Source organism: Streptomyces sp. NPDC002476 (genome assembly GCF_042889785.1).
Classification (GTDB): Bacteria; Actinomycetota; Actinomycetes; order Streptomycetales; family Streptomycetaceae; genus Streptomyces.
Map to the genome: position 1 here is coordinate 300,699 of NZ_JBIARH010000001.1, position 24,086 is coordinate 324,784.

Consider the following 24,086-nt stretch of genomic DNA (forward strand, 5'->3'; position numbering starts at 1 on the left):
CCCCCTTCGGATACTGTCACTATCCAAGCATGGATAGTGGCACTATCCAACAAGAGAGTGGGGAGCGCGGCATGGGTACGGCACCGATAGCGGGGCGAGTCACGACGGCGGCCAAGGGGGACGTGGTCGTCTTCCTCATCGGCATGCGGATCAACCGGTGGCGGTCGGTGCGCCACTGGCTGCCCGCCTTCACGGCCATGCCACGCATGCTCAACGAGCTTGCGCGCGAGGAGGGCAGCGGGCTGCTGGGATACCGGGGCTACACGGCCGGGCTGCGCACCCACACGCTCGTCCAGTACTGGGAGTCGCGCGAGAAGCTGCTCGCCTACGCCTCGGCCCCGGAACGACAGCACCGCCCCGCCTGGGCGGCGTTCAACCGCCGTGCGCGGAGCGCCGCGGGGAGTGTCGGCATCTGGCACGAGACGTACATCGTGCCGGCGGGCTCGTACGAGGCGATCTACCACGCCATGCCACCGACTGGGCTCGGCGAAGCCCATGGGGTCGAGCCGGTCGGGCGGCGGGGTGAGCGGGCCGCGGAGCGGCTCGCGGGCTAGTGCCGCGGCAGGCAACGTTTGCCCGTCAAGGAGCGGCGTGGGGTGCGTGCTCTCGGTGTGCCGGCCGGAAGTCCTTGTACTGGACGTACTTGGGCTTTCGGCTGGTGCAGCGAGAGTGCGTGCCCGACGTCGCGACGGGGCAAACGTTGCCGGGAGCGGCACCAGCCAGGGCCTGCGCCAGGGTGAGGGCGGCCCCCCGGTCCGGGTGGTCGACGGCGTGCGGCACGGACGCCACGTGGTCGTGGTGGTCGTCGCCCACCAGGCGGAACCGTCCGGCCCTGTGCCCCGTCCCATTGTCGTCCCGACCCAGGGACGGACGGCAGGCCGGTCGACGGCCTGTACGACGGCAGCGCAGGCGAAGGAGCGGATCCGGTTGAGCACCGAGCGACCCGACAACGACGTGACCGGCCCCCCGGACGAGGTGACCGGCGCCCGGCGAGGTGCACCGCGCGAGGATGCTCCGGACGGGGCGCCGGGGAGCGTTCCGGACGCGGCGGCGTCCGCCCGGCCACGGCTCCCGAAGCGCTCCGTGCTCGTGGCCTCGGTGGCGGCGGTCCTGCTGGCCGGGGGCGGTGGCGCGTACTGGGCGGCGACCGCCGCGAACGGCGACGGCGGGAGCGGCGGCGGTGCGGCGGCCGACGGTGGCGGCTCCGCCCCTCCCCCGCCGGCCCTGGACGAGCGTGCGGACGTTCCGCCGGCGGCGCCGGACGGACCCCCGCAGGGCATCGCGATCGGTGAGCCCGATCCGCACGGCGGCAAGGTGGTCTACCGCGTGTCCGGGACGCTGCCCCAGGGGCCGGGTCGGGCCGAGGTGCGCCGCGCGGTGGGCACGGTCACGGCGGCGGAGGTGACCCGGCTGGCGAAGTCGCTGGGCCTGGCGGGCACGCCGCGGGCGGAGGGCACGTCCTGGACGGTGGGCTCGGACAAGGACGGCTCCGGACCGCTCCTCAGGGTGGACAGGCAGGCCCCGGGCACCTGGACCTTCGCCCGGTACGGCTCCGGGGGAACGGACGACTGCCGCCGGGGCGCGTCGGTCTGTTCGAGCGGGAGGACGGCTCCGGGCGACAGCGGCTCCCCGGTGAGCGAGAGCGCCGCCAGGGCCGCCGCGACACCGGTCCTGAGGGCGGCGGGGCTGGACGACGCCGCCCTCGACTCCCGCCAGGTGATGGGCTCCGCACGGGTGGTGAACGCCGATCCGGTGGTGGACGGGCTGCCCACGTACGGCTGGTCGACCGGCGTCCAGGTGGGCCCGGACGGTGACGTGGTCGGCGGCAGCGGACACCTGAAGGGTCTGGAGAAGGGCGACAGCTATCCGGTGATCAGCGCGGGCGAGGCGCTGAAGCAGCTGAACGGCTCCTCGTCACGGACGGGCCAAGGCTCCGGGGTCGGAGGGTGCGCCGAACCCGTACCGCTGGAGGGTGACCTGAAATCGCCGGGGGTCCGTTGCGGGACGCGGACCGGGGCGGAGCCGCCGACGACGACGGTCACGATCGACAAGGCGGTGTTCGGCCTGTCGATGCGGCACGTGGCGGGCGAGCCGGCCCTCGTGCCGTCCTGGCTCTTCTCGGTACGGTCCGCCGAGGGCGACGCGGGCACGACGCTGGCGCGGGTCGCCGTGGACCCCGCGTATCTGGCGAAGGCGAAGGACGCCCCGGCGACGCCGCCGGGCGAGACGGGCGGCACGCCCGAGAGCTCGCGGCAGATCCAGTCGTACAGCGCCGACGGCCGGAACCTGTCGGTGACGTTCTGGGGCGGGGTGTGCAGTACGTACGCGGCGAGCGCGGCCGAGGACGGGAAGACGGTGCGGGTGACGGTGACGGAGTCGAAGCAGGAGGGGAAGAAGGTCTGCGTGATGACGGCCGAGGAGCTGACCCGGACGGTGACGCTGGACGCACCGCTCGGTGACCGGGCGGTGGTCGACGCGGCCTCGGGCGCCCGCGTACCGCACGCCTGACAACCCCGTACACACGGTCGTGCACACGGCGGCTCGTATGCACGGCTCGTACCAATGGCTTGTACGCACGGCGAAGGCGGCGGCTCCGAATTTCGGGGCCGCCGCCTTCGTATGGTTTCTCCGCCCCCGCCTCAAGCAATCGGCGCCTTCGGGGCTCGACCGCCTTCGGGGTCAGGTGCCTCGGGGCTCAGCTGAAGGAGTCGCCGCAGGCGCAGGAGCCCGTGGCGTTCGGGTTGTCGATCGTGAAGCCCTGCTTCTCGATGGTGTCGACGAAGTCGATGGAGGCGCCGCCCAGGTACGGAGCGCTCATCCGGTCGGTGACGACCTTGACGCCGTCGAACTCCTTCACGACGTCGCCGTCGAGCGAGCGCTCGTCGAAGAAGAGCTGGTAGCGCAGGCCCGAGCAACCGCCGGGCTGGACGGCGACGCGCAGCGCCAGGTCGTCGCGGCCTTCCTGCTCCAGCAGGCTCTTGACCTTCGCGGCGGCGGCGTCGGACAGGAGGATGCCGTCGCTCACGGTGGTGGTCTCGTCCGATACGGACATCTGCTTCTCTCCCGGGGTTGTACGGAGACTGCTTGCCGACGTTGCAACCGTCGGGACCGCGGATTCATTCCGGGCCGAGCGCTTGCCTGTTCCCTTCATGCTCGCACACAGGCCCCTTCAAGGGATGCGTCACATCGACGCTATGGCCATCGTCAAAGTGACATAAACCGGCTATGATAGATAACGTCATTTCGACGAAAAGGCTCCTCCGCAGAGAAGAAAGGGTGCGTGACGTGACCACGGCCCACCCCGTCCAGGATCTCGACGTCCAGCCGACGCCCCTCGCACTGCTCCTCCTCGGCCGCGAGGCCGACCCGAGGAGCGAGCGCGGTGTCGAGTGTCCCGGCGACCTGCCCGCCCCGTCCGACCCGGACCTCGTGGAGCGTGCCCGCGCCGCCAAGGAGAAGCTCGGGGACAAGGTGTTCGTCCTCGGCCACCACTACCAGCGCGACGAGGTCATCCAGTTCGCCGACGTCACCGGCGACTCGTTCAAGCTCGCCCGGGACGCCGCGGCGCGCCCGGAGGCGGAGTACATCGTCTTCTGCGGTGTGCACTTCATGGCCGAGTCCGCGGACATCCTGACCACGGACGACCAGCAGGTCGTGCTGCCGGACCTGGCCGCGGGCTGCTCCATGGCCGACATGGCCACCGCCGAGCAGGTCGCCGAGTGCTGGGACGTGCTGACCGAGGCCGGGATCGCGGACCAGGTCGTACCGGTCTCGTACATGAACTCCTCCGCCGACATCAAGGCGTTCACCGGGCGGCACGGCGGCACGATCTGCACCTCGTCCAACGCCGAGCGGGCCCTGGAGTGGGCCTTCGAACAGCGGGAGCCCGGGGCCGCCAAGGTGCTCTTCCTGCCCGACCAGCACCTGGGCCGGAACACCGCGGTCCGGGACATGGGGATGTCCCTCGACGACTGCGTCGTCTACAACCCGCACAAGCCGAACGGCGGCCTGACCGCCGAGGAGCTGCGGAACGCGAAGATGATCCTGTGGCGCGGGCACTGCTCGGTGCACGGCCGCTTCTCGCTCGACTCCGTCGACGACGTGCGCGCACGGATACCCGGCGTCAACGTGCTGGTCCACCCGGAGTGCAGGCACGAGGTCGTGGCGGCGGCGGACTATGTCGGCTCCACGGAGTACATCATCAAGGCCCTGGAGGCGGCTCCGGCCGGTTCGAAGTGGGCGATCGGCACGGAGCTGAACCTGGTGCGCCGCCTGGCGAACCGGTTCGCCCCCGAGGGCAAGGAGATCGTCTTCCTCGACAAGACGGTCTGCTTCTGCTCGACGATGAACCGCATCGACCTGCCCCACCTGGTGTGGGCCCTGGAGTCGCTGGCCGACGGCAAGCCGGTCAACCGGATCCAGGTCGACCCGGAGACGGAGAAGTACGCGAAGCTCGCCCTGGAGCGGATGCTGGCTCTGCCGTAGCCGCGCGTCGGGCCCCTGCCCCGGCCCATCGGCGCCCGTAGCCCCCGGCCTGTCCGGTCGGCGGCTGCGGGCGCCGCGGCTTGGTCCGCGGCCTGCCCGGCGCCCGGCGGGCAAAGCGACTGCGCCGCGAAGTGACCAAACTCAAGGGACTGCGGGCTGCGGACGCCAAAGAACTCGCGGTAGTACGGTCGGACCTCGAATCCCTGGTCGGCGCCCTCACCAGGCGCAGATGGAGAACCGGCAACTGCGTCAGCGGCTCGCGGCTCCAGACCCCAAAGTCCGCTCGCTGCCCACCCAACCGCGGCCGCGGGCACCCCAGGGACGAGCCTGAAGCGACGGCATCGGCAGTGGGCACGTAGATCTGTACACGATGGTGCACGACGACGTCGTACGCGACTGGGGGACATTCAGTGGTACGCGGCGGGCAGTCCCCAGTGGCTGCCCGCCACGGGTCCTCCCTTCTCAAGGAGGAGGGGGAGGTCATACCCGGCGGTTGAGGTGGATGGCGAAGACGCCGAGGGCTTCTTTCTCGGGCGGGTAAATGCCGCGGCAGGCAGCCAACAGCTCATCGCGGGTCGTGCCCGGTTCTCCGATGACGGTGTTGTCCTCGGCGTCGAGCATCTCCTCGAAGGAGTTGTACTCGTTCAGGGCGGTGATGCGGGTGGTCAGAGTGTCGTCGCCGGAGTTGAACCGCAGGGTGTCCCCGGCGGCCATCTTGCGGATCTTGCCATAGCCGACGCGGACTTCGATGGTCTTGGCGCCGGTGGCGATCAGGTTGAAGTAGGGCTTACGGATGTTGAGCGCGTGCTCGGCAGGCGGCTTGATGGTCATCGCGGTGTCCTTCACGCTCTGGTCGAGGTGGGGGGCAGGGCCGGTCGGGCGGAAGCGTCGGCGGCGGCCAGCCGTTCGCGCAGGCCCTCGACGGCCGCCTGGCGGGGGTAGCGGCGGTTCAGGAACGAGGTGAGGTCGCCAGCCCGGTGGCGGACGGAATCGACGACGCGGGCGGAGTCGAGGGCCTGGTGGCCCAGCGCAACGGCGTCGTCGGGGTCACCGAGGAGGGCATGAGCGAGGGCCAGGTCGATGCGGGCGATGGCCTCCCTGCTCGGGGACCGTGATGCCGCGGGGGCCGCCTCATAGGTTGCCAGAGCCTGTTCAGCGCGCTGCCGGGCCTGCTCGGCCTGGCCGAGCCAGATGAACGAGGTCGCTGGATACGAGGTGAGCGCGTAGTCGGCCAGGGGCAGCACGTCCAGGCCGAAGCGGCGGGGCGAGCGGGGCGGCAGGAGCCGATGGGCCTCCTCGGCCGCCTGGAAGGCGGTGGTGAAGCCGTCCGCGTCGCCGTCGGCGGCGGCAGCCCGGGCTGCCTGGGCATGCAGCCGCACGGTCAGCGGATGGCCCTCCGGGGCCTCGATGAGGCCCTGGAGGGCCGCGTCGCGGGCCTTGCCGGGCCGTTGCTCATACAGGTTGATGGAGGCGGAGGCGTCCATCGCCCACCCGCACAGCTGGCCGTGCCCGGCCTGTTGTCCGTGGACGAACGCGTCGGTGGCGAACGCCAGCCCGGTGCGGGCGTCCCCGAGGTCGTGGGCGAGCCACGCCAAGAGTTCGGACAACCAGCCGGCGAACGCCAGCAGTTCCCGTTCCTGCCGGTGGGTGTGTCGGCCCTTCAGGAGGGCGTCGACCTTGCGTCGGTAGTCCATCACCGCGTCGAAGACGGCCTTCGGAGGCTTGAGCGAGTACGCGCGGTTGAACTCGGTGACCGCGAGGTCGAGATGGTCCAGGGTTCCCGAGCCGAGCGAGGTCGCCTCAGCCTGCCGGGTGAACTCCCTGGCCTCGGCGGCGGCCTGCTGAAGGATCTGTGCTGCGGCAGCCGGGGCTGCCACGACCAGTCCGGCGAGCTTCACCGCGTCGCGACGCTTCGTTGCCTCCACCTCCGTGCAGGTCCGTGAGCCCGCACCCACTCGGGCCGCTTCCCCTTCGGAAAGTGTTCCATCGGAGCCGTCCCCGCTCCAAAGCGGACTGGTCCCGCCCGCTGCGGGGGCGGGTGAGTAGTCGCGGGCGAGGCCCAGCTCGACGGGGTTGGTGGCGAACAGGCGGCACAGCAGGTCCTGGTAGTCGGGACTGGGCAGGCCGCCGGCCTCCCAGTCCTTCCAGGACCGCTCGGACAGACCCACCTTGGCCAGGTTCTCGTCCTCGACGAGCTGATGGGCGGCGGCGACAGCCTGCGCGACGGTCCATCCCATCGCCAGGCGGCGGCACTTGAGCCGACGGTGGCCGCAGTGGGACTCGATCTCGGCGGCGATGACCGCGACCAGGCCCTGCGGCACGGGGTCGGGTGAGCCGGCCCAGCCCAGGGCCCTCTCACGCAGGGCTCTGCCGCAGGAAACGTCATGGACCTCTCTGTCCTGCTGTTTCGGCTGGGATCTCACCGGTTGCCTCCCCCACGAACACACGGCGGCACCGGGTTGCGCCGCCTGTGACGGCCAACGATTGCCTGCCTGAACCGGCACGCGATCAAACCCCTGAGCGGGGGGCGGCCGCACCGCCCGCCGGGGGCGGCCGCACCGCCCCCGAGGGGCGGGCACCTCTCACTACCTGCGACAACGCGAGCGGATCACTCTGGATCCCGGCGCCGCGTCCGGCCGACTGACCCCGGCATCCACGGCTCCCCCTTGGTGATTCAGGGCATCCGGCCGGACGTCGCGCCTTCCACCCCCATCCACACGCTCCGGGCCCGACCCCGGGGCTGAAGAGATCGAGAGGGACCCGATGGGAGACGCACAACAGACCGCCGCCCTGTCCGGGCAGATCGTCCAGCTGGACGGTCTGGACGGGCAGTTGATCGAGCGGATGCGGCACGAGGCTCTGACCGCTCCGGCTCCCTGGAAGGCCGAGTACGGCGAGTTCCAGTCCGGTGGTTGGTGGACGACCTCGCTGATGAACGCCTCCGGCGACGCCGCCGACGTCAGGATCACCGATGGCACCGCCCGCCCCACCGCCCTGCTGAGGCACATGCCCGCCACCGCCGGCCTGTTGGACGAACTGGGCCTGAACTATATGTGGGTTCGGCTTGCCCGGCTGGAGGCGAACGCGTTCCTCTGGGAACACCGCGACTACGACGAGCTCGACCAGGTCGAACGCCACCGGCTGCACATCCCCCTGCACACCAAATCCTCTGCGTTCCTGGTCACCGGCGGCACCAAGGTCCACATGGCCGGCGGGCGGATCTGGCGGCTGACCCCGACCTACGCGCACGGGGTCTGCAACCTGCTCGGCCCGGACCGGATCCACCTGATCGCGGACGTCTACGGCGACGACGCCTACCAGCAGTTGGCTGGGCGAACGAAGGAGCCGTCGGCCGCCGAGCGACTGCCGGCTGCGTCGGAGGCAGATCTGGCCGAGCGGCTCGCCGCCGCCCGGTGCCTGGCCGACCTCGGATACGTGGACGCCGCCGAACAGCTGCTGCTGCGGCTGTTCTACTCCTTCGCCCTGCCCGAGGGCACCGCCTACGACCTGATCGCGACCCTGCACACCGCGCTCGGCGACATCGAGGCGAACCAGCGCTGGACGGCCGCGAAGTCCAAGCTCCTCGCCCTCGTCTCGTGAAGCCGCCCGCGCCTGTCCGCGCCACCCCCAGCCCGGAAGGACTCCTGCTCATGCCCACCGCACTGTCCCTGGCCCCGGCCGAACTCCACATGGCCGAACTCACCGAGGTCAACCGGCCCACCCAGCTGCCGCTGCTGACCCGCATCGCCGGACTGCTGTCCGCCTCCCCGGCCGTCACCCACCTGCTGGTACGCGGCTCGCTCGCCTCCGGCACCGCCGACCGCCTCTCGGACGTCGACTTCGTCGTCGGCGTCCACGACCGCGACCTGCCCGCCTTCACCGCGGCCCTGAACGACCTGATGACGGTCGCGGCCGGGGCCCTGTTGCCCGGCTGGCGCGACACCATCGTCGCGGACCTCGGCGGCATCGGGTTCGTCTTCCTCGTCCAGCACGAGGGCAAACTCCAGCAGGTCGACCTCTACATCGCACCCGCCTCCCAGATCACCGCCCTGAGGCGGAAGGTCGGCGGCAAGATGCTGTTGGAACGCCCGCCGGCCCAGATCACCACCTCCCAGATCGAGCAGGCCAAGACTCACGTGGCCGAGCTGACGGCCGGGCCGCGCTCGTGCACCGAGCTGCTGATCGAGCACCTGGTGCTGGCGGTGCTGCTGCACAAGCGCATCCAGCGCGGTCAGCGGTTCGTCGCTTACGCCGAGTGGCACCTGCTGCACACCGCGACGAAGGACCTGATCAAGACCGCGCTCGCGCCGACCTCGCGGTTCTGGGGCTGGTACCAGCTGCGGGAGGAACTCGCGCTCACCCCGATCGGCCGGGCCTGCTTGGCCGACCTGGACGCCGCGATCACCTCACCGGCCATCCCGGACGCCGCCGACGTCAACGCCGACCTGGACCGGGTGATCGCACTGACGAAGAGGGCCTGCCCGAATGCCCTGGACGGCCTCGCGGACGCCCTGATCGCCTACCGCACCTACCTGGAGCTGGCGTGAAGCCCCAGGGCCGCCGCCTCCCCATCCCGGCCGTCAGCGGGGACGGGGCCCAGGGCCAGCAGATGACGGCGGTGTTCTTCGGCGGCGTGGTCCCCGCCTCCCCGGACGAGGAACGCCTCGCCGAAGAGGTCGGCATGGCCCTGGCCGGGGCCGGATTTGTTCTGCTGCACGGCGGCTACAACGGGCTGATGGAAGCCGCCGCCCGCGGGGCTACGGCCAAGGGCGGCACAGTCATCGCCGTCACCCTCGCCGACAAGCACGCCGAGTGGGGCGACTTCAACCCGTACGTCACCGACTCGGTCCACCTGCCCGACGTCGGCGCCCGCCTCAACCACTACCTCGACTCCGCAGACGTGGTGGTCGCGATGGGCGGCGGCGTCGGCACCCTGCACGAGCTGACCGCCGCCCTCTACTACGCAGGCAACATCCGCCCCGTCCCCGTCTGGATCACCGGCCCCACCGCACTCGGGCTGCTGGCCTTCCTGCGGCGGAAGAAGTGGTTGTTCGAGACGCCCACCCGGCAGCTGGGCTTCATCAGCCCGATCGCGTCAGCGGCAACGTTCGCCACCCAGCTCCACGACCTGAGCGCCAAGAAGGAGGCCGAAGCATGACCGTCACCACCGCCGCCACCCTGGCGGCCCGCGTCGCCGAGGCGGCCTGCGTCAGCGACGCGTTCACCCTGGCCGACGGACAGGTACTGGACGCGTACTTCGACGAGTACCGCCTGGCCGCCTACCCGCAGCTGCTGCACGACGTCGCCGACGCGATGGCCGCCCTCGTCCCCGAGGACGCCGAGGTGCTGGCCGGGATCGAGCTCGGCGGGGTCCCGCTGGTCATCGCCCTGTCGGCCGCGACCGGACTGCCAGCCGCGTTCCTCAGGCGGCTGCCCAAGCGCTACGGTTCCAAGCGGCAGATCGAGGGCGCCGACGTCACCGGGCGTCGGGTCGTCCTGGTCGACGACGTGGTCCGCTCCGGCGGGCAGCTGCTGGCCATGACCCGGATACTGCGGGTCGCCGGAGCCCCGGTCACCCACGCGCTGTGCGTGCTGGAACGCACGCTCGGCGGACGGCTGCTGCTTCACGAGCACGGCGTCGCCCTCCACCCACTGCTGACCGAGGCCGACCTGCCCACCGCCAAGAGGGCGGCGTCGTGACAGGGGCGGTGCTGTTTGACATGGACGGGGTCCTGCTGGACAGCCGCCACGCGATGCTGGCCACCCTCGCCGGGGTCGCGACCGCCGCCCTCGGACGCCGCATCACCGCGGCGGACCTGCCGCCGGACGCGCTCACGACCCCGCGGGTGGAGGTCCTGACCGGACTCGGGGTCACCGACCCGGACGAGCTCTGCGCGCTCTGGTGGGGTCCGGCCCTGGCCACCGCCGCCGGCACCGCCCTGTTCCCAGGAGTGCTGGAAGGGCTGATGGCGATCAAGGACGCCGGGATCGCGACGGGCCTGGTCACCCTGCAGACCCGCACCCGGCTGCCCTGGCTGCTGCCGCCGGCCGTCCTCGCGCTGCTGGACGTCACCGTCTGCCAAGAGGACGCCGAACCCAAACCCGCCCCGGACGGACTCCTGCTCGCCCTCGCCAAGCTCGGCGCCGCCCCGTTCGAGACGGTGTTCCTCGGCGACACAAGCGGGGACATCACCGCCGCCCGCGCGGCCGACATCACCCCGCTCGGGGCCGCATGGGGCTACGCCGGACCCGCAGCACTCAAGGCCGCAGGGGCCGCCACGGTCCTGGACGATCCGGCCCTGATCGGGCCCGGCCTGCTGGACTTCACGTCCTGCTAGACGGCCGGGCTCACGGCGACGTCACGCACACGCTAAGCGATCTTGGCGCCGGTCCCGCTACAGTCGGTGGTGCAGCAGACCAGGACAGCAGCTCTGGTGGTCTGCTGCACCACCGATGTGATCAACGGATCTGGAGTCAAGGTGCGGCCCATGGGGGCGCGAGCTATCTGCGTCGAGCTGGAGAACTGAGAACCCTCTCAGTCCTAGTTCTCGGCCCGGCTCGGCGTGTGATCTTCCCCCACCACCTTTCGCGACTCTTCCGTGAGGCCATTCCGCCATGCGCTCGACGCAGATCCGTCAGACCTTCACCGACTTCTTCACCTCCCGCGGCCACCAGCTGGTCCCGTCCAGCCCGCTGGTCCCGGACGACCCGACCCTGCTGCTGGCCAACGCCGGGATGAACCAGTTCAAGCCCTACTTCCTGGGCGAGACCACCCCGCCGTTCCCCCGCGCCACCAGCATCCAGAAGTGTGCCCGCACCTCCGACATCGACAACGTCGGCCGTACCAACCGGCACGCGACGTTCTTCGAGATGATGGGCAACTTCTCCTTCGGCGACTACTTCAAGGAAGACACCATCGCCTTCGCCTGGGAACTCCTCACCGAGTGCTATGACCTGGAGAAGGACAAGCTCTGGATCACCGTCTTCGAGGACGACGACGAGGCCGAGCACCTCTGGCGCCGCATCGGCGTCCCCGCCTCCCGCATCCAGCGGCTCGGCATGGAAGACAACTACTGGTCCATGGGCGTCCCCGGCCCCTGCGGCCCCTGCTCGGAGGTCAACTACGACCGCGGCCCCGCCTTCGGCAAAGAGGGCGGCCCTGCCATCGACGGCGAACGCTACGTCGAGATCTGGAACCTGGTCTTCATGCAGTTCCAGCGCGGCGAGGGCGACAAGAAGGGCAACTTCCCCGTCCTCGGCGAGCTCGCCCGTAAAGGCGTCGACACCGGCCTCGGCCTGGACCGGCTCGCCGCGATCCTCCAGGACGCCCAGAACGTCTGCACCACCGACCTGCTCCTGCCCACCTTCCACACCGTCCAGGACCTCGCCGGACGGCCCTGCCCGGCCGAGGGCGAGGAGAAGGTGTCCTTCCAGGTCGTCACCGAGCACGCCCGCTCCATCGCGTTCCTGATCGCCGACGGCGTCCTGCCTGCCAAGGACGGCCGCGGCTACGTCCTGCGCCGTCTGATGCGCCGCGCGATCCGCCACGCGCGTCTGCTCGGCATCGGCCGACCCGTCCTGCCCGCCGCGACCGCCTCGGTGATCGGCAACCTCGGCAGCATCTGGCCCGAGCTGACGGCCCAGGCCGCGCTGATCGAGCGGGTCGTCACCGCCGAGGAGGAATCCTTCACCCGGACCCTGGCCCAGGGCACGAGACTGCTGGACGCCGCGATCAGCCGCACCCAGCACAGCGGCTCGGCCGCCCTGCCGGGAGAGACCGTGTTCGAGCTCGCAGACACCTACGGCTTCCCCCTCGAACTGACCGTCGAGGCCGCCCGCGACGCCGGGCTAACCGTCGACGAGGGCTACTTTGCCGCGCTGCTGGACGAGCAGAAGAAGCGGGCGAAGGCCGGCGGTAAGGCCAAGACCGCCGAGGCCCTGCGCAAGATGGACACCTACCGCGAGCTGGCTGCCCGCCTCCCGAGGACAGAGTTCCTCGGCTATGAGCAGCTGACCGCGGAGGCCACCGTCACCGGCCTCATCTCCGGCGGCACCACCGTCAACAACGTCGGCGAAGGCAGCGAGGTCGAGCTGGTACTCGACCGCTCGCCCTTCTATGCCGAGGCCGGCGGACAGATCGGCGACACCGGGACCCTCACCATGAGCAACGGCAGCCGACTGAAGATCACCGACACCCGCTACGGCCTGGAAGGCTTCCGCATCCACACCGCCCGCGTCCTTCAGGGCGAGCTCCGCACCGGTGCCACCGGCGAAGCCGTCGTGGACACCGGGCGCCGGGCCGGTCTGATGCGGTCGCACTCGGCCACCCACATCCTGCACGCCGTCGTCATGGCCACCCTCGGCGATCACGCCCGCCAGCAGGGCTCCCTCGTCGAACCCGACCGGCTCCGCTTCGACTTCGCGCACTTCGCCGCGCTCACCCCCGACCAGCTCCAGGAAATCGAGACGGCCGTCAACGGCCACGTCCTCGACGACCCGGAAGTTCGGGCCTGGCGTGCCAACCGAGCTGAGGCCGAGGCCGCGGGCGCCATCGCGCTGTTCGGAGAGAAGTACGGCGACAGGGTCCGCATCGTCGACATCGGCGACTTCTCCCGCGAGCTCTGCGGTGGCACCCACGTCGCCCACGGCTCCCAGGTCGGCGCCTTCCGCCTCCTCAGCGAGTCCTCGATCGGCTCCAACCTCCGCCGCGTCGAGGCCCTCACCGGCCACGGCACCCTCCGCCACCTGGACACCGAACGGCGGCTGCTGAATGAGCTCGCCGGCCTGCTCGGTACCCGCCCCACCGAGGCTCCCGACGCCCTGCGTAAGCGCTTGGACGCCCTCGCCACCGCCCAGGCGGAGCTGGGGCAGCTGCGGGCTGCTGAACTGCGTTCCCAAGCCGCGCGGCTCGCCAGCACGGCCCGCCCTGCCAGCGGCGGCCAGCTCCTCGCTCAGAAGGTCACCGGCATCACGCCGGACGAGCTGCGGCAACTGGCCTCCGAGACCCTGGCCCACCTGCCGGCCGGGCCCGCGGTCGTGATCCTGGCTCTGGAGCACTCCGGGAAGGCCCTGCTCGTCGCGGCCATCTCGCCTCACCTGCTCGGCCGAGGCGTCCAGGCCGCGCAGGTCATCGCCCGCGCCGCGAAGACGGTCGGCGGCGGAGGCGGCGGCACAGGCGCCCTCGCCAGCGCCGGCGGACGCCGCCCCGAACACCTCGACCAGGCCCTCACCACCGCGGCCGAGGACGCCACCGCCCTGCTCGGCGACCGATAACGCCGGACATGGCATGCCCGCTCAGACCCCCGCTGGGCGGGCCCGCCGGCCCCAGGGAGGACCCGCGATGACGTTCACCCCCACGAGAACAGGCGGCGATCGACGCCCATGCGGCCGTCCTGGGTGTTTCCACCGAGGAGTACATCTGTCGGACAGCGGCCGACCGGGCGGTTGCCTGGCAGCGCGAGCACGACGCCTTCAGCGAGATCGCCCAGCAGCGCGGATGCACCGTCGAACCTGCGACGCGGATTCCTCAAAGCGGACGACCGGCCCCGCACTCCTCATCTCCGCCCCCGCATGGAACGACTTCGTCGCCCTCCTCAAGTAGCGGCAGGCACAACGGCGACGGCCTGTCCCACGAATATCCGTGGGACAGGCCGTCGCCGTTCTCGGCAGATCCGCTACACGCCCGACGGCTCCGCCGTGCGCGTCTCCTCGGTCGGGGCCGGGGTGCCCGTCTTCCCGGCACGCCCGGCCGCCTTCTTCTTCGCGCGGCGCTCCTTGCGGAGTTCGACCATCGCGTAGAGCGTCGGCACCAGGAGCAGCGTCAGCAGCGTCGAGGTGACCAGACCGCCGATCACCACCACCGCGAGCGGCTGCGAGATGAAGCCGCCCTCGCCGGTGACGCCGAGCGCCATCGGGAGCAGGGCGAAGATCGTCGCGAGTGCCGTCATCAGGATCGGGCGGAGGCGGTGACGGCCGCCCTCGACGATCGCCTCGACGATGCCCAGGCCCTGGGCGCGGTACTGGTTGATCAGGTCGATCAGCACGATCGCGTTGGTGACCACGATGCCGATGAGCATCAGCATGCCGATCATCGCCGGGACGCCCATCGGGGTGCCGGTGAGGACGAGCAGGCCGAGCGCGCCGGTGGCCGCGAACGGGATGGAGACCAGGAGGATCAGCGGCTGGACGAGGGACCGGAAGGTCGCCACGAGCAGCATGAACACGATCGCGATCGCGGCCAGCATGGCGAGGCCGAGCTTCAGGAACGCGTCGCTCTGGTCCTCGGAGAGACCACCGATGGTGGCCGTGGCGCCGTCCGGGAGCTTCAGGGCGTTGATCCTGCTCTGGAGCTCGGTGCCGATCGCGCCGGTGTTGTCACCGACCGGGCGGGCCGTGATGGTCGCCGCGCGCTGGCCGTCGATACGGGTCTTCGAGACCGGGCCGGGGACCAGTTCGACGTCCGCGATCCGGCCGAGCGTGACCGGGCCGAGGGGGAGCTTCTTCAGCTCGGCCATCGTGGTAGCCGGGTGGGCGGAGGTGACGACGACGTCGCGCTCGGTGTCACCCATGATCGCCTTGCCGGCCGGGGTGCCGCTCACCGCTCCGGCGACGACCGCGCCCAGCGTGGTCTGGTCGAAGCCGGCGTCCGCCGCCTTGGCGTTGGCCTTGACGGAGATCCTGGGGACGCTCTGCGCGAGGTCGCTCTGGACGTCGGTGACGTCCTTCAGCTCGGCGACCTCGGCTCGTACCTGCTCGGACGCCTTCTTCAGGACGTCCGCGTCGGCGGCCTTGACCACCACGGCGAGATCCTGGCTGCCGAAGCCGTTGCCCGCCGAGAGGGTGGTGTCGCCGATGCCGTCGAGCTTGCCGAACTCCGTCTCCAGGCGCTTGCGTACGGCCTCGGCGTCGCCCGCGTCCTTCAGGGTGATCTGGTAGGACGCCTGGTTGGCGCCCGTGCCGCCGCCGAAGGCCGCCATGAAGCCGGAGGAACCGACGGTGACCTGGTAGTCCTTGACGCCCTTCTCCTCCTTGAGGACCTTCTCGACCTTCTTGGCCGCCGCGTCCGTGGTCGCCAGGCTGGTGCCGGGGGCCAGCTTCTGCGTGACGGACAGGACCTCCTGCTCGCCCGGGTCGAAGAAATTGGTCTTGAGCAGCGGCGCCATGCCGAAGGTGCCGAACAGCACCGCGAACGCGATGACGATGCTGGTGATCCGGCGCCGGGTGGCGAACCGCAGGACCGGGACGTACAGCCGCTGGAGCCGGCTGCGGGATTCCTGCTCCTCGGCCTGGCGGCGGGCCTCGTCCGGGTCCTGCGAGGTGCCCTTGGGAGCGCGCAGGAACCAGTACGACAGGACGGGGACGACGGTCAGCGAGACCAGCAGGGACGCCAGCAGGGCCGCGGTGACGGTCAGCGAGAACGAGCCGAAGAGTTCGCCGACCATGCCGCCGACGAGACCGATCGGCAGGAACACGGCGACCGTGGTGAGGGTCGAGGAGGTGACCGCGCCGGCCACTTCCTTGACGGCGGTGATGATCGCCGTCCGGCGTTCCTCGCCGTAGCCGAGGTGGCGCTTGATGTTCTCCAGGACCACGATCGAGTCGTCGACGACGCGGCCGATCGCGATGGTCAGCGCGCCGAGGGTGAGCATGTTGAGCGACAGGTCGCGGGTCCAGAGCACGAGCAGCGCGAGGACCACGGAGAGCGGGATGGAGACCGCCGTGACCAGCGTGGAGCGCAGCGAGGCGAGGAAGAACAGGATCACCACGACGGCGAAGACCAGGCCGAGCGCGCCCTCGGTGGTGAGGCCGGAGATGGCCTTGGAGACGGCGGGGCCCTGGTCGGAGACGATGGTCAGCTCGGCACCGGAACCGAGGTCCCCCCGCAGGTCGGGGAGCTTGTCCTTGACGGTGTCCGAGATGGCGACGGCGCTGCCGTCCTTGTCCATCGTGGCCATCACGGCGAGGCTCGGACGGCCGTTGGTGCGGGTGAGGGAGTCCGCGGTGGCCGGCTCCTGCTTCACGGTGGCGACGTCACCGACCCGGACGGCCTTGCCGGACTTGCCCGTGGCCGGGTCCGTCGCGGTGACCCGCAGGTCCTCGATCTGCTTCAGGGACGTGAACTGCCCGCCCACCTGGACGGTGCGGCTCTTGCCCGACTCGGAGAAGGAACCGGCCGGGATCGTCGCCCCGCCCGCCTTGAGCGCCTGGGAGAGCGTCATGGCGTTCAGACCGGACGCCGCGAGCTTCTGGGCGTCGGGGGTGACGGAGACCTGGAGGTCCCGCACACCGCTCACGGAGACCTGGCCGACGCCCTCGATGTCCTCCAGCGCGGGAACGACGGTGCGGTCGAGCTGGTCGGCGAGCGCCTGCTGGTCCTTGTCGGAGGTGACGGCGAGGACGACGGTCGGCATGTCGTCCGACGAACCGGCCACGACCTGCGGGTCCACGGTGTCGGGCAGTTGGGCCCGGGCGCGGTTCACCGCCTGCTGGATGTCGGCGACGAGCTGCTTGGTGCCCTCGCTGCCGAAATCGAAGGACGCCATGATGACGGCGTTGCCCTCGCTCGCGGTCGAGGTGATGCCGGTGACGCCGTCGACCGCCTTGATGGAGTTCTCGAGCGGTTCGACGACCTGCTTCTCGACCACGTCGGGCGACGCGCCCTGGTAGGGGGCGAGCACCGACACCATCGGAAGGTCGATGGTGGGCAGCAGCTGCTGCTTGAGCTGCGGTATCGCGATCGCGCCGAAGACGAGGGCGACGATCGATATCAGTCCGATCAGGGCCCGTTGCGCGAGGCTGAATCTGGACAGCCAGGACATGGGTGGTGGTCTCTCTTCTGTGGCTTGCGCGGCAGGTGGGCGGCGGGTGGCTGGGGGACGGACCCGGCCCACGTACACGATCCCTCATGGCCAGACTCGGAAGCCTCGGCCCCTGGGTCGCCTTCTTATGCTCCGCATACCGCAGCTGGAGTACGTCGTTTCTCCACCCCTCGCCGCACCCCGGGCGGACTGCCGCTCCACCCCTGGGAGCACCCGCCCCCGCGACAGGCCGCCCCACCCGGGCTGCGCCTCATTCCGCGCGGGGCCGCACCAGTCCCGATTCGTACGCAATGACCACCAACTGCGCCCGGTCCCGCGCGCCGAGCTTCGCCATCGCCCGGTTCACATGGGTCTTGACGGTGAGTGGGCTGACGGCGAGCCGTTCGGCGATCTCGTCGTTGGAATGCCCGCCCGCGACGAGGACGAGGACCTCGCGTTCCCGGCCGGTGAGCGCGGAGAGCCGCTCGGAGTACTCGGTGGCGCGCGCCCCCTCGCCGCCGCCCGAACCGCCGCCCTGCGCGAGGAAGGTGGCGATCAGGCCCTTGGTCGCGGCCGGTGAGAGGAGAGCCTCGCCCGCGGCCGCGATACGGATGGCGGCGAGGAGTTCGTCCGGCTCCGCGCCCTTCCCGAGGAATCCGGACGCCCCGGCCCGCAACGACTGCACCACGTACTCGTCGACCTCGAAGGTGGTGAGCATGACGACCCGCACGCCCGTCAGTTCCGGGTCGGCGCTGATCAGGCGGGTCGCGGCGAGGCCGTCCGTGCCGGGCATCCGGATGTCCATCAGCACCACGTCGGCGCGGGTCGAGCGGGCGAGTTCCACGGCCTGGGCGCCGTCCGCCGCCTCCCCGACCACCTCCATGTCGGTCTCCGAGTCGACCAGCACCCGGAACGCGCTGCGCAGCAGTGCCTGGTCGTCCACGAGCAGCACCCTGATGGGCGGTGTCATGCGTTCTCGTCCTCCCCCGTCCGGCCGGTCCGGCCCGCGGCTCCCGCCGCACCCGTGATGCCCGGTGCGTGCCGTTCGTCCGGCTCCGCCGTACGGGCCTCGACGGGCAGGATCGCATGGACGCGGAATCCGCCGCCGTAGCGGGGCCCGGCGGTGAGGGTGCCGCCGAGCGCGGTGACGCGTTCCCGCATGCCGAGCAGGCCATGACCGCCGCCACCGCCACCACGCGAGTCATGTCCACCGCCACGCGAGTCATGTCCACCGCCACGCGCGTCGGGTCCACCGCCCGAGTCGGGTCCATCGCCGCGCGCATCGTGACCTCCGCCGCCCGGTCCGTTGTCGATCACGGTGATCTCCACGACGGCTCCGACGCGTACGACGCTGATCTCGGCCTTCGCTCCCGGACCCGCGTGCTTGCGGACGTTGGTCAGGGCCTCCTGGATCACCCGGTACGCGGCCAGGTCGACGGCCGCGGGCAGTGTGGGCCGCCCGTCCGCACAGGCCACTTCCACGGCGAGGCCGGCCCGCCGCACGGTGTCCACCAGTTCGTCGAGGACCGCGAGCCCGGGGGCCGGTTCGGTCGGCGCGGCCGGGTCGCCGGACTGCCGCAACAGGCCGACGGTGGCCCGGAGTTCGTCGAGCGCGGACCGGCTGGCCTCCCGGACGTGGGCCAGCGCCTCCTTGGCCTGGTCGGGGCGCCGGTCCATGACATGGGCGGCCACCCCCGCCTGCACGTTGACGAGCGCGATGTGGTGGGCGACCACGTCGTGCAGGTCGCGGGCGATCCGCAGCCGCTCCTCCGCCACCCGGCGCCGGGCCTCCTCGTCCCGGGTCCGCTCGGCGCGTTCGGCGCGCTCCCTGATCGCGTCGACGAAGGCGCGCCGGGAACGGACGGCGTCACCTGCGGTGCAGGCCATGCCGATCCAGGCGAAGACCCCGAAGTTCTCCTGCCCGTACCAGGGTCCGGCGCCGAAGCACATGGCCGTGGCGGTCAGCGCGACCGCCATGAGCAGGCCGACCCGCCAGGTGGTGGGCCGGTCGGTGCGCGCGGCGACGGTGTACAGCGCGATGGCGTTGGTCATCACCACGGGCGAGGGCGGATCGGAGATCACCAGCTCGACGACAGACGGCACGGTGGTGACGACCAGCACCGCCATGGGGTGATGCCGCCGCCAGACCAGCGCCACGGCACCGATCGCCATCAGCAGCACATCGCCGGTGTCCGGGCTGCGGGTGTCGATGCCCGAGCCCTCGGGCACGCCGGGATGGACGAACGACACGGTGAGCATGGTCAGGAGGGCGGCCAGCGCGAGCGCGGCGTCCATGGCCAGGGGATGGTCGCGCAGCCAGTTCCGGGCACGCGGAACGCCGGTTCCGAGGGTGGTCACGTCGGGCTACGTTACGGCGTGTCGCGCATGGTCCGGCCCGGTCCCGGAAGGTTCCGGACACGACCGTGCCCCGGGTCCCCGGCGGACCGGCGACCCGGGGCACGAGCCGACGCGCGGGCCGACGGGCTGACGTGTACGGACACGGGCCCGTGCGGCACGGATGCGCGCGGTACGACCCCGTGCCCGTGCGGGTACGGGGTCGTGCCGGTACTGGAGGGCGAGGGGCGCGCGTGTCAGCCGGGGATCAGACCCTCGTCATGGAGCATCGCGCGCACCTCTTCGAGAGTCGCGTCGGGCGACGGCAGGATCAGATCGGACGGTTCCAGGGAGTCGTCCGGCAACGGCGCACCGAGTTCGCGCACCTTGTCCAGGAGCGCGTGGAGGGTGGAACGGAAGGCCGGGCCGTCGCCGCTCTCCATCTCGGTCAGCAGTTCGTCGTCGAGCGCGTCGAGCTCGGCGAGATGACTGTCGGCCAGGGCGACCTGGCCCTCCCCCATGATCCGTACGATCATGACGCTGCCTCAGCTCTTGTCGAACTTGTGCGGGGACTGGGACGCCTGCCGCTGTGCCGCGTCCTGCGGGCCGCCCTCGATCGCCTGCTGCGGGGCGGAGCCGCCGGCCAGCTCGGCCTTCATGCGCTGGAGCTCCAGCTCCACGTCCGTACCACCGGAGATCCGGTCCAGCTCGGCCGCGATGTCGTCCTTGGCCGTGCCGGTCGGGTCGTCCAGGGCGCCGGACGCGAGCAGTTCGTCGATCGCGCCGGCCCGGGCCTGGAGCTGCTGGGTCTTGTCCTCGGCCCGCTGGATCGCCAGACCGACGTCACCCATCTCCTCCGAGATACCGGAGAACGCCTCGCCGATCCGGGTCTGCGCCTGGGCGGCGGTGTAGGTGGCCTTGATGGTCTCCTTCTTGGTGCGGAAGGCGTCGACCTTGGCCTGGAGCCGCTGGGCGGCGAGGGTCAGCTTCTCCTCCTCGCCCTGCAGCGTGGAATGCTGCGTCTCCAGGTCGGTGACCTGCTGCTGGAGCGCGGCGCGCCGGGACAGCGCCTCGCGGGCCAGGTCCTCCCGGCCGAGCGCGAGCGCCTTGCGGCCCTGGTCCTCCAGCTTGGCGGACTGCCCCTGCAGCTGGTTCAGCTGCAGTTCCAGCCGCTTGCGCGAGGTGGCCACGTCGGCGACCCCGCGACGCACCTTCTGCAGCAGCTCCAGCTGCTTCTGATACGAGTAATCGAGGGTCTCGCGCGGATCCTCGGCCCGGTCAAGGGCCTTGTTCGCCTTCGCGCGGAAGATCATCCCCATACGCTTCATGACACCGCTCATGGGCTTCGCGCGCCCCCTTCTGACGGACTGAGCTCCAGCACTCCATACAGAACCCACAGTACGGGCCCTACCTCTATTACCGCACTGTTCGAGCACCGATGTGCTCCTCCCCAAGGACGACTGCGCCCGGTCACCGGTCCGGCCCAGGGAGTAGGGCGCGTCCGGGGGCCGCCGCGACATCCGGGACACCGCCGCCGTATCCGGGCGTGGAAACCCCCGGTGACGCCCGTGAGGACGCGGTCCGTTGCCGGATCGTTCCCGACCGGCCTGGGGACGCGGCGAGCGACCCCGTACCCTTGGGCCTTGTGTTCCGTAGCCGTTCGAAGGAAGAGAAGGCGCCCACCGGCAAGGTGACGGCGGACCTCTCCAAGCAGCCCCGCGACCCGCAGGCCCCCAAGGGTCGCCCCACCCCCAAGCGCAGCGAGGCCCAGTCGCAGCGCCGTCGTGCCTCCAGCGGCGCGCCGCTGGACCGCAAGGAGGCCGTGCGGCGGCAGCGCGAGGCGCGCCGTGCGGACCTGGCGCGGCAGCGCGAGGCGCTGGCCAACGGCGACGAGCGCTATCTGCCGGTTCGCGACAAGGGGCCGGTGCGCCGCTTCGTGCGCGACTTCGTGGACTCGCGTTTCTGCGTCGCGGAGTTCTTCCTGCCGATGGCCGTGATCATTCTGATCCTCAGCGTGATCCAGGTGCCGAACATCCAGACCATCTCGCTGCTGCTCTGGCTCTTCGTGATCGTGCTGATCGTCGTCGACTCGATCGGCCTGGCGTTCCGTATGCGCAAGCAGCTGAACGCCCGCTTCCCCGACACCCCCAAGCGCGGCGCGGTCGCGTACGGGCTGATGCGCACCCTCCAGATGCGCCGGCTCCGGCTGCCGAAGCCGCAGGTCAAGCGCGGAGAACGACCCTGAGCGCAGACACCTCCGGAACGGTCGGCGGTCCACCCGCCGGCCCGCCGGGCGACATCGCCCCCGTCACCGGTTTCTCGGGAGCGCCCTCGGCATGGCTGAAGGGGCTCGGGGGACTGCGCAACACGGTCCGCCAGGAGCTCGTCGCCCGCCAGCTCGACGAGCAGATCGCGTCCCGCTTCCCGGTCGGTCAGCGGCTGCGCGTCCTCGACGTCGGCATGGGGCAGGGCACCCAGGCACTGCGTCTGGCCAGGGCCGGCCACACCGTGACGGGCCTGGAGTCGGACGCCGAGATGCTGCGGGTGGCGCGCGAGGCGCTCGGCGGCGAGCCTGCGGGCATCCGCGAACGGGTCCGGCTGATAGAGGGCGACGGCCTGGAGACCGGGGTGCACTTCCTGCCCGGCAGTTTCGACGTGGTGCTCTGCCACGGCGTGCTGATGTACGTCCGGGAGCCGGACGCGATGCTGGCCGGTCTGGCCCGGATGCTGGCCCCCGGCGGACTGCTCTCGCTGCTCGTACGGAACGCCGACGCGCTCGCGATGCGCCCCGGCGACGCCGGCGACTGGGACGCGGCGCTGGACGCCTTCGAGACGGACACGTACACCAACCGGCTCGGTCTCACGGTCCGCGCCGACCGGCTGGACGCCCTGACCGCCACGCTCGCCGGGATCGCGGCGCCCCTGCACGCCTGGTACGGGGTGCGCGTCTTCACGGACAACGTGAGCAACGACGTGGAGCTGCCGGCCGCCACCGAGCTGGAGCGGCTGCTGGCCGCGGAGGACCGGGCCGGGCGGACGGATCCCTACCGCCGGGTGGCCGCGCTGCTGCATCTGTGCGGAGTGCGCGGCTGAGAACGGCCGCGCACGGTGCGGGACCGCGGACAGCTGTGCGCGACCGGGTCTGCCGCCCACGGTGCGCGACCGCTACCGGCGGTGCGGGGCCGGAGCCGTCGTCTTGTGCGTCGTCCCTGGTGAGCGGCCGGATCGGTCGCTCCGCTCGACCCTGGTGGGGCACCCGGTCGGCGGAACCCGGCGGGCCGTCGGCGGGTGGCGAGGCGATGATCCGGACATGGACGCATTCCACTCCCGCCAGCGCTCGCGTCGGCTGCTGCTCCCCCTGACCACGGGTCTCTGCGCGATCGCCCTGGTGAGCGGCTGTTCGGGCGGAGGCTCCGGGTCATCCGAGCCCGGCGTCACCACGACGGCCTCGTCGCGGCAGGGCTCCGTGTCCCAGCCGTCCGGCGACGGCGACGATCTCCAGGCCCAGTACGAGGCCGTGATCAAGAACGTGCTGCCGTCGGTCGTACAGATCCAGGCGTCCAACAGCCTGGGCTCCGGCGTCGTCTACGACTCCAAGGGCCATATCGTCACCAACGCCCACGTGGTCGGCACGGAGCGGCGGTTCCGGGTCACGGTCGCCACCGGCGAGAAGGCCCAGGGCGCCTCGCTGGTGGCCGCGTACCCCGAACAGGATCTGGCCGTCATCAAGCTCGACACCGTGCCGAAGGGGCTGAGGCCCGCCACGTTCGGCGAATCGGAGAAGGTCGAGGTGGGGCAGATCGTGCTGGCGATGGGCTCGCCGCTCGGTCTGTCGTCGAGCGTCACCCAGGGCATCGTCTCCGCGGTCGGCCGGACCGTCAGCGAGAGCAGCTCGGGCGGCGGGACCGGCGCGACGATCGCGAACATGGTGCAGACCTCGGCCGCGATCAACCCGGGGAACAGCGGGGGCGCGCTGGTCAACCTGAACAGCGAGGTGATCGGCATCCCGACACTGGCGGCGACGGACCCCGATCTGGGCGGCGGCGCGGCGCCGGGGATCGGGTTCGCGATCCCGGCGTCGATGGTGAAGACGATCGCCGACCAGATCATCAGGTACGGCCGGGTCGTCGACTCCGGCCGGGCCGCCCTGAACATCACCGGGCGCACGGTCGTCGACCAGAACTACCAGCCGGCCGGGGTGGCACTGGTGGTGGTGATGAGAGGCGGAGCCGCGGAGAAGGCGGGGCTGCGGACCGGCGATGTCATCACCAGGATCGATGACACACCGATCACGACGATCACCTCCCTGTCGGAGACGCTGGCCTCGGACAAGCCCGGCCAGAAGGTCACGGTGACGTACCAGCGCAACGGGCGGGTGACGACGGCCCGGGTCACGCTGGGCGAGATCTAAGGGCTGTCCCGTAATCCGTGGCGGACCAGCCCGCGGCGTCCGGTGCGGTGCATCGCAAG

21 protein-coding genes are annotated in these 24,086 nt (G+C 71.2%); 12 read left to right on the forward strand and 9 right to left on the reverse strand.

Translation table 11 applies throughout. From position 1 onward, the window contains the following. Positions 1-71: 71 nt before the first annotated feature. Entirely contained in the window at positions 72-554 is a 483-nt protein-coding gene (locus tag ACFYXM_RS01320) for a DUF4188 domain-containing protein (RefSeq protein WP_389285713.1), read from the forward strand. A gap of 25 nt (positions 555-579) precedes the next feature. Here ACFYXM_RS01320 and ACFYXM_RS01325 read toward each other — a convergent pair whose 3' ends face one another. Continuing rightward, the gene (locus ACFYXM_RS01325) at positions 580-813 is read right to left on the reverse strand and encodes a hypothetical protein (RefSeq protein WP_389285715.1); all 234 of its coding nucleotides are present in this window, start codon (positions 811-813) and stop codon (positions 580-582) included. A gap of 114 nt (positions 814-927) precedes the next feature. Here ACFYXM_RS01325 and ACFYXM_RS01330 point away from each other — a divergent pair, with 114 nt between their 5' ends. Then, positions 928-2,508: a hypothetical protein gene (locus tag ACFYXM_RS01330; protein ID WP_389285717.1), complete on the forward strand. Its 1,581-nt coding sequence runs from the start codon at positions 928-930 to the stop codon at positions 2,506-2,508. A gap of 187 nt (positions 2,509-2,695) precedes the next feature. Here the strand turns inward: ACFYXM_RS01330 and erpA are convergent, their stop codons facing one another. Further along, complete coding sequence (gene erpA / locus ACFYXM_RS01335) at positions 2,696-3,052, reverse strand: iron-sulfur cluster insertion protein ErpA (RefSeq protein ID WP_362629994.1); 357 nt, start codon at positions 3,050-3,052, stop codon at positions 2,696-2,698. A gap of 224 nt (positions 3,053-3,276) precedes the next feature. Here erpA and nadA point away from each other — a divergent pair, with 224 nt between their 5' ends. After that, positions 3,277-4,485 carry a quinolinate synthase NadA gene (gene nadA, locus ACFYXM_RS01340; protein ID WP_389285719.1) on the forward strand — a complete coding sequence of 403 codons (1,209 nt, stop codon included), beginning with the start codon at positions 3,277-3,279 and terminating at the stop codon, positions 4,483-4,485. A 480-nt stretch (positions 4,486-4,965) separates the two neighbouring features. On the opposite strand, the gene ACFYXM_RS01345 is transcribed toward nadA, so the two are convergent. Both ACFYXM_RS01345 and ACFYXM_RS01350 read right to left on the reverse strand, forming a co-directional pair. After that, on the reverse strand, positions 4,966-5,316 hold the full coding sequence (locus ACFYXM_RS01345) for an ASCH domain-containing protein (protein ID WP_389285721.1): 351 nt from the start codon (positions 5,314-5,316) through the stop codon (positions 4,966-4,968). 11 nt (positions 5,317-5,327) lie between these two features. Continuing rightward, entirely contained in the window at positions 5,328-6,908 is a 1,581-nt protein-coding gene (locus ACFYXM_RS01350) for a tetratricopeptide repeat protein (RefSeq protein ID WP_389285723.1), read from the reverse strand. Between the two features lie 340 nt (positions 6,909-7,248). On the opposite strand from ACFYXM_RS01350, the gene ACFYXM_RS01355 reads away from it, so the two are divergent. The 6 genes from ACFYXM_RS01355 (at position 7,249) to alaS (ending at position 13,758) form a co-directional block, all read left to right on the forward strand. Next, complete coding sequence (locus tag ACFYXM_RS01355) at positions 7,249-8,085, forward strand: aspartyl/asparaginyl beta-hydroxylase domain-containing protein (RefSeq protein ID WP_389285725.1); 837 nt, start codon at positions 7,249-7,251, stop codon at positions 8,083-8,085. Between the two features lie 50 nt (positions 8,086-8,135). Further along, on the forward strand, positions 8,136-9,032 hold the full coding sequence (locus ACFYXM_RS01360; RefSeq protein ID WP_389285727.1) for a hypothetical protein: 897 nt from the start codon (positions 8,136-8,138) through the stop codon (positions 9,030-9,032). After that, complete coding sequence (locus ACFYXM_RS01365; protein ID WP_389285729.1) at positions 9,029-9,643, forward strand: LOG family protein; 615 nt, start codon at positions 9,029-9,031, stop codon at positions 9,641-9,643. Before ACFYXM_RS01360 ends, ACFYXM_RS01365 begins: the two co-directional genes overlap by 4 nt. Next, on the forward strand, positions 9,640-10,185 hold the full coding sequence (locus tag ACFYXM_RS01370; RefSeq protein WP_389285730.1) for an orotate phosphoribosyltransferase: 546 nt from the start codon (positions 9,640-9,642) through the stop codon (positions 10,183-10,185). The genes ACFYXM_RS01365 and ACFYXM_RS01370 overlap by 4 nt, the downstream gene beginning before the upstream one ends. Positions 10,186-10,193: 8 nt before the next feature. Then, on the forward strand, positions 10,194-10,823 hold the full coding sequence (locus tag ACFYXM_RS01375) for an HAD family hydrolase (protein WP_389285732.1): 630 nt from the start codon (positions 10,194-10,196) through the stop codon (positions 10,821-10,823). Positions 10,824-11,100: 277 nt separating this feature from the next. Continuing rightward, entirely contained in the window at positions 11,101-13,758 is a 2,658-nt protein-coding gene (gene alaS, locus ACFYXM_RS01380) for an alanine--tRNA ligase (protein WP_389285733.1), read from the forward strand. 401 nt (positions 13,759-14,159) lie between these two features. On the opposite strand, the gene ACFYXM_RS01385 is transcribed toward alaS, so the two are convergent. The 5 genes from ACFYXM_RS01385 to ACFYXM_RS01405 form a co-directional block, all read right to left on the reverse strand. Beyond that, complete coding sequence (locus ACFYXM_RS01385) at positions 14,160-17,303, reverse strand: efflux RND transporter permease subunit (RefSeq protein WP_389285735.1); 3,144 nt, start codon at positions 17,301-17,303, stop codon at positions 14,160-14,162. 250 nt (positions 17,304-17,553) lie between these two features. After that, the gene (locus ACFYXM_RS01390) at positions 17,554-18,252 is read right to left on the reverse strand and encodes a response regulator (protein WP_389285736.1); all 699 of its coding nucleotides are present in this window, start codon (positions 18,250-18,252) and stop codon (positions 17,554-17,556) included. Then, positions 18,249-19,640, reverse strand: coding sequence for a sensor histidine kinase (locus ACFYXM_RS01395; RefSeq protein WP_389285738.1), 1,392 nt, complete (start codon positions 19,638-19,640; stop codon positions 18,249-18,251). Before ACFYXM_RS01395 ends, ACFYXM_RS01390 begins: the two co-directional genes overlap by 4 nt. A gap of 233 nt (positions 19,641-19,873) precedes the next feature. After that, a complete protein-coding gene (locus ACFYXM_RS01400; RefSeq protein WP_389285740.1) occupies positions 19,874-20,152 on the reverse strand; it encodes a hypothetical protein in 279 nt (92 codons plus the stop codon). Between the two features lie 9 nt (positions 20,153-20,161). Further along, positions 20,162-20,944, reverse strand: a complete 783-nt coding sequence (locus ACFYXM_RS01405; RefSeq protein WP_073782216.1) for a PspA/IM30 family protein — start codon at positions 20,942-20,944, stop codon at positions 20,162-20,164. A 317-nt stretch (positions 20,945-21,261) separates the two neighbouring features. Between ACFYXM_RS01405 and ACFYXM_RS01410 the strand changes: the two genes are divergently transcribed. The 3 genes from ACFYXM_RS01410 (at position 21,262) to ACFYXM_RS01420 (ending at position 24,027) form a co-directional block, all read left to right on the forward strand. Then, complete coding sequence (locus ACFYXM_RS01410; RefSeq protein ID WP_389285741.1) at positions 21,262-21,861, forward strand: DUF3043 domain-containing protein; 600 nt, start codon at positions 21,262-21,264, stop codon at positions 21,859-21,861. Positions 21,862-21,974: 113 nt separating this feature from the next. After that, positions 21,975-22,709, forward strand: coding sequence for a class I SAM-dependent methyltransferase (locus ACFYXM_RS01415; protein ID WP_389285931.1), 735 nt, complete (start codon positions 21,975-21,977; stop codon positions 22,707-22,709). Positions 22,710-22,926: 217 nt separating this feature from the next. Then, positions 22,927-24,027, forward strand: a complete 1,101-nt coding sequence (locus tag ACFYXM_RS01420; protein WP_389285743.1) for a S1C family serine protease — start codon at positions 22,927-22,929, stop codon at positions 24,025-24,027. Positions 24,028-24,086 lie beyond the last annotated feature (59 nt).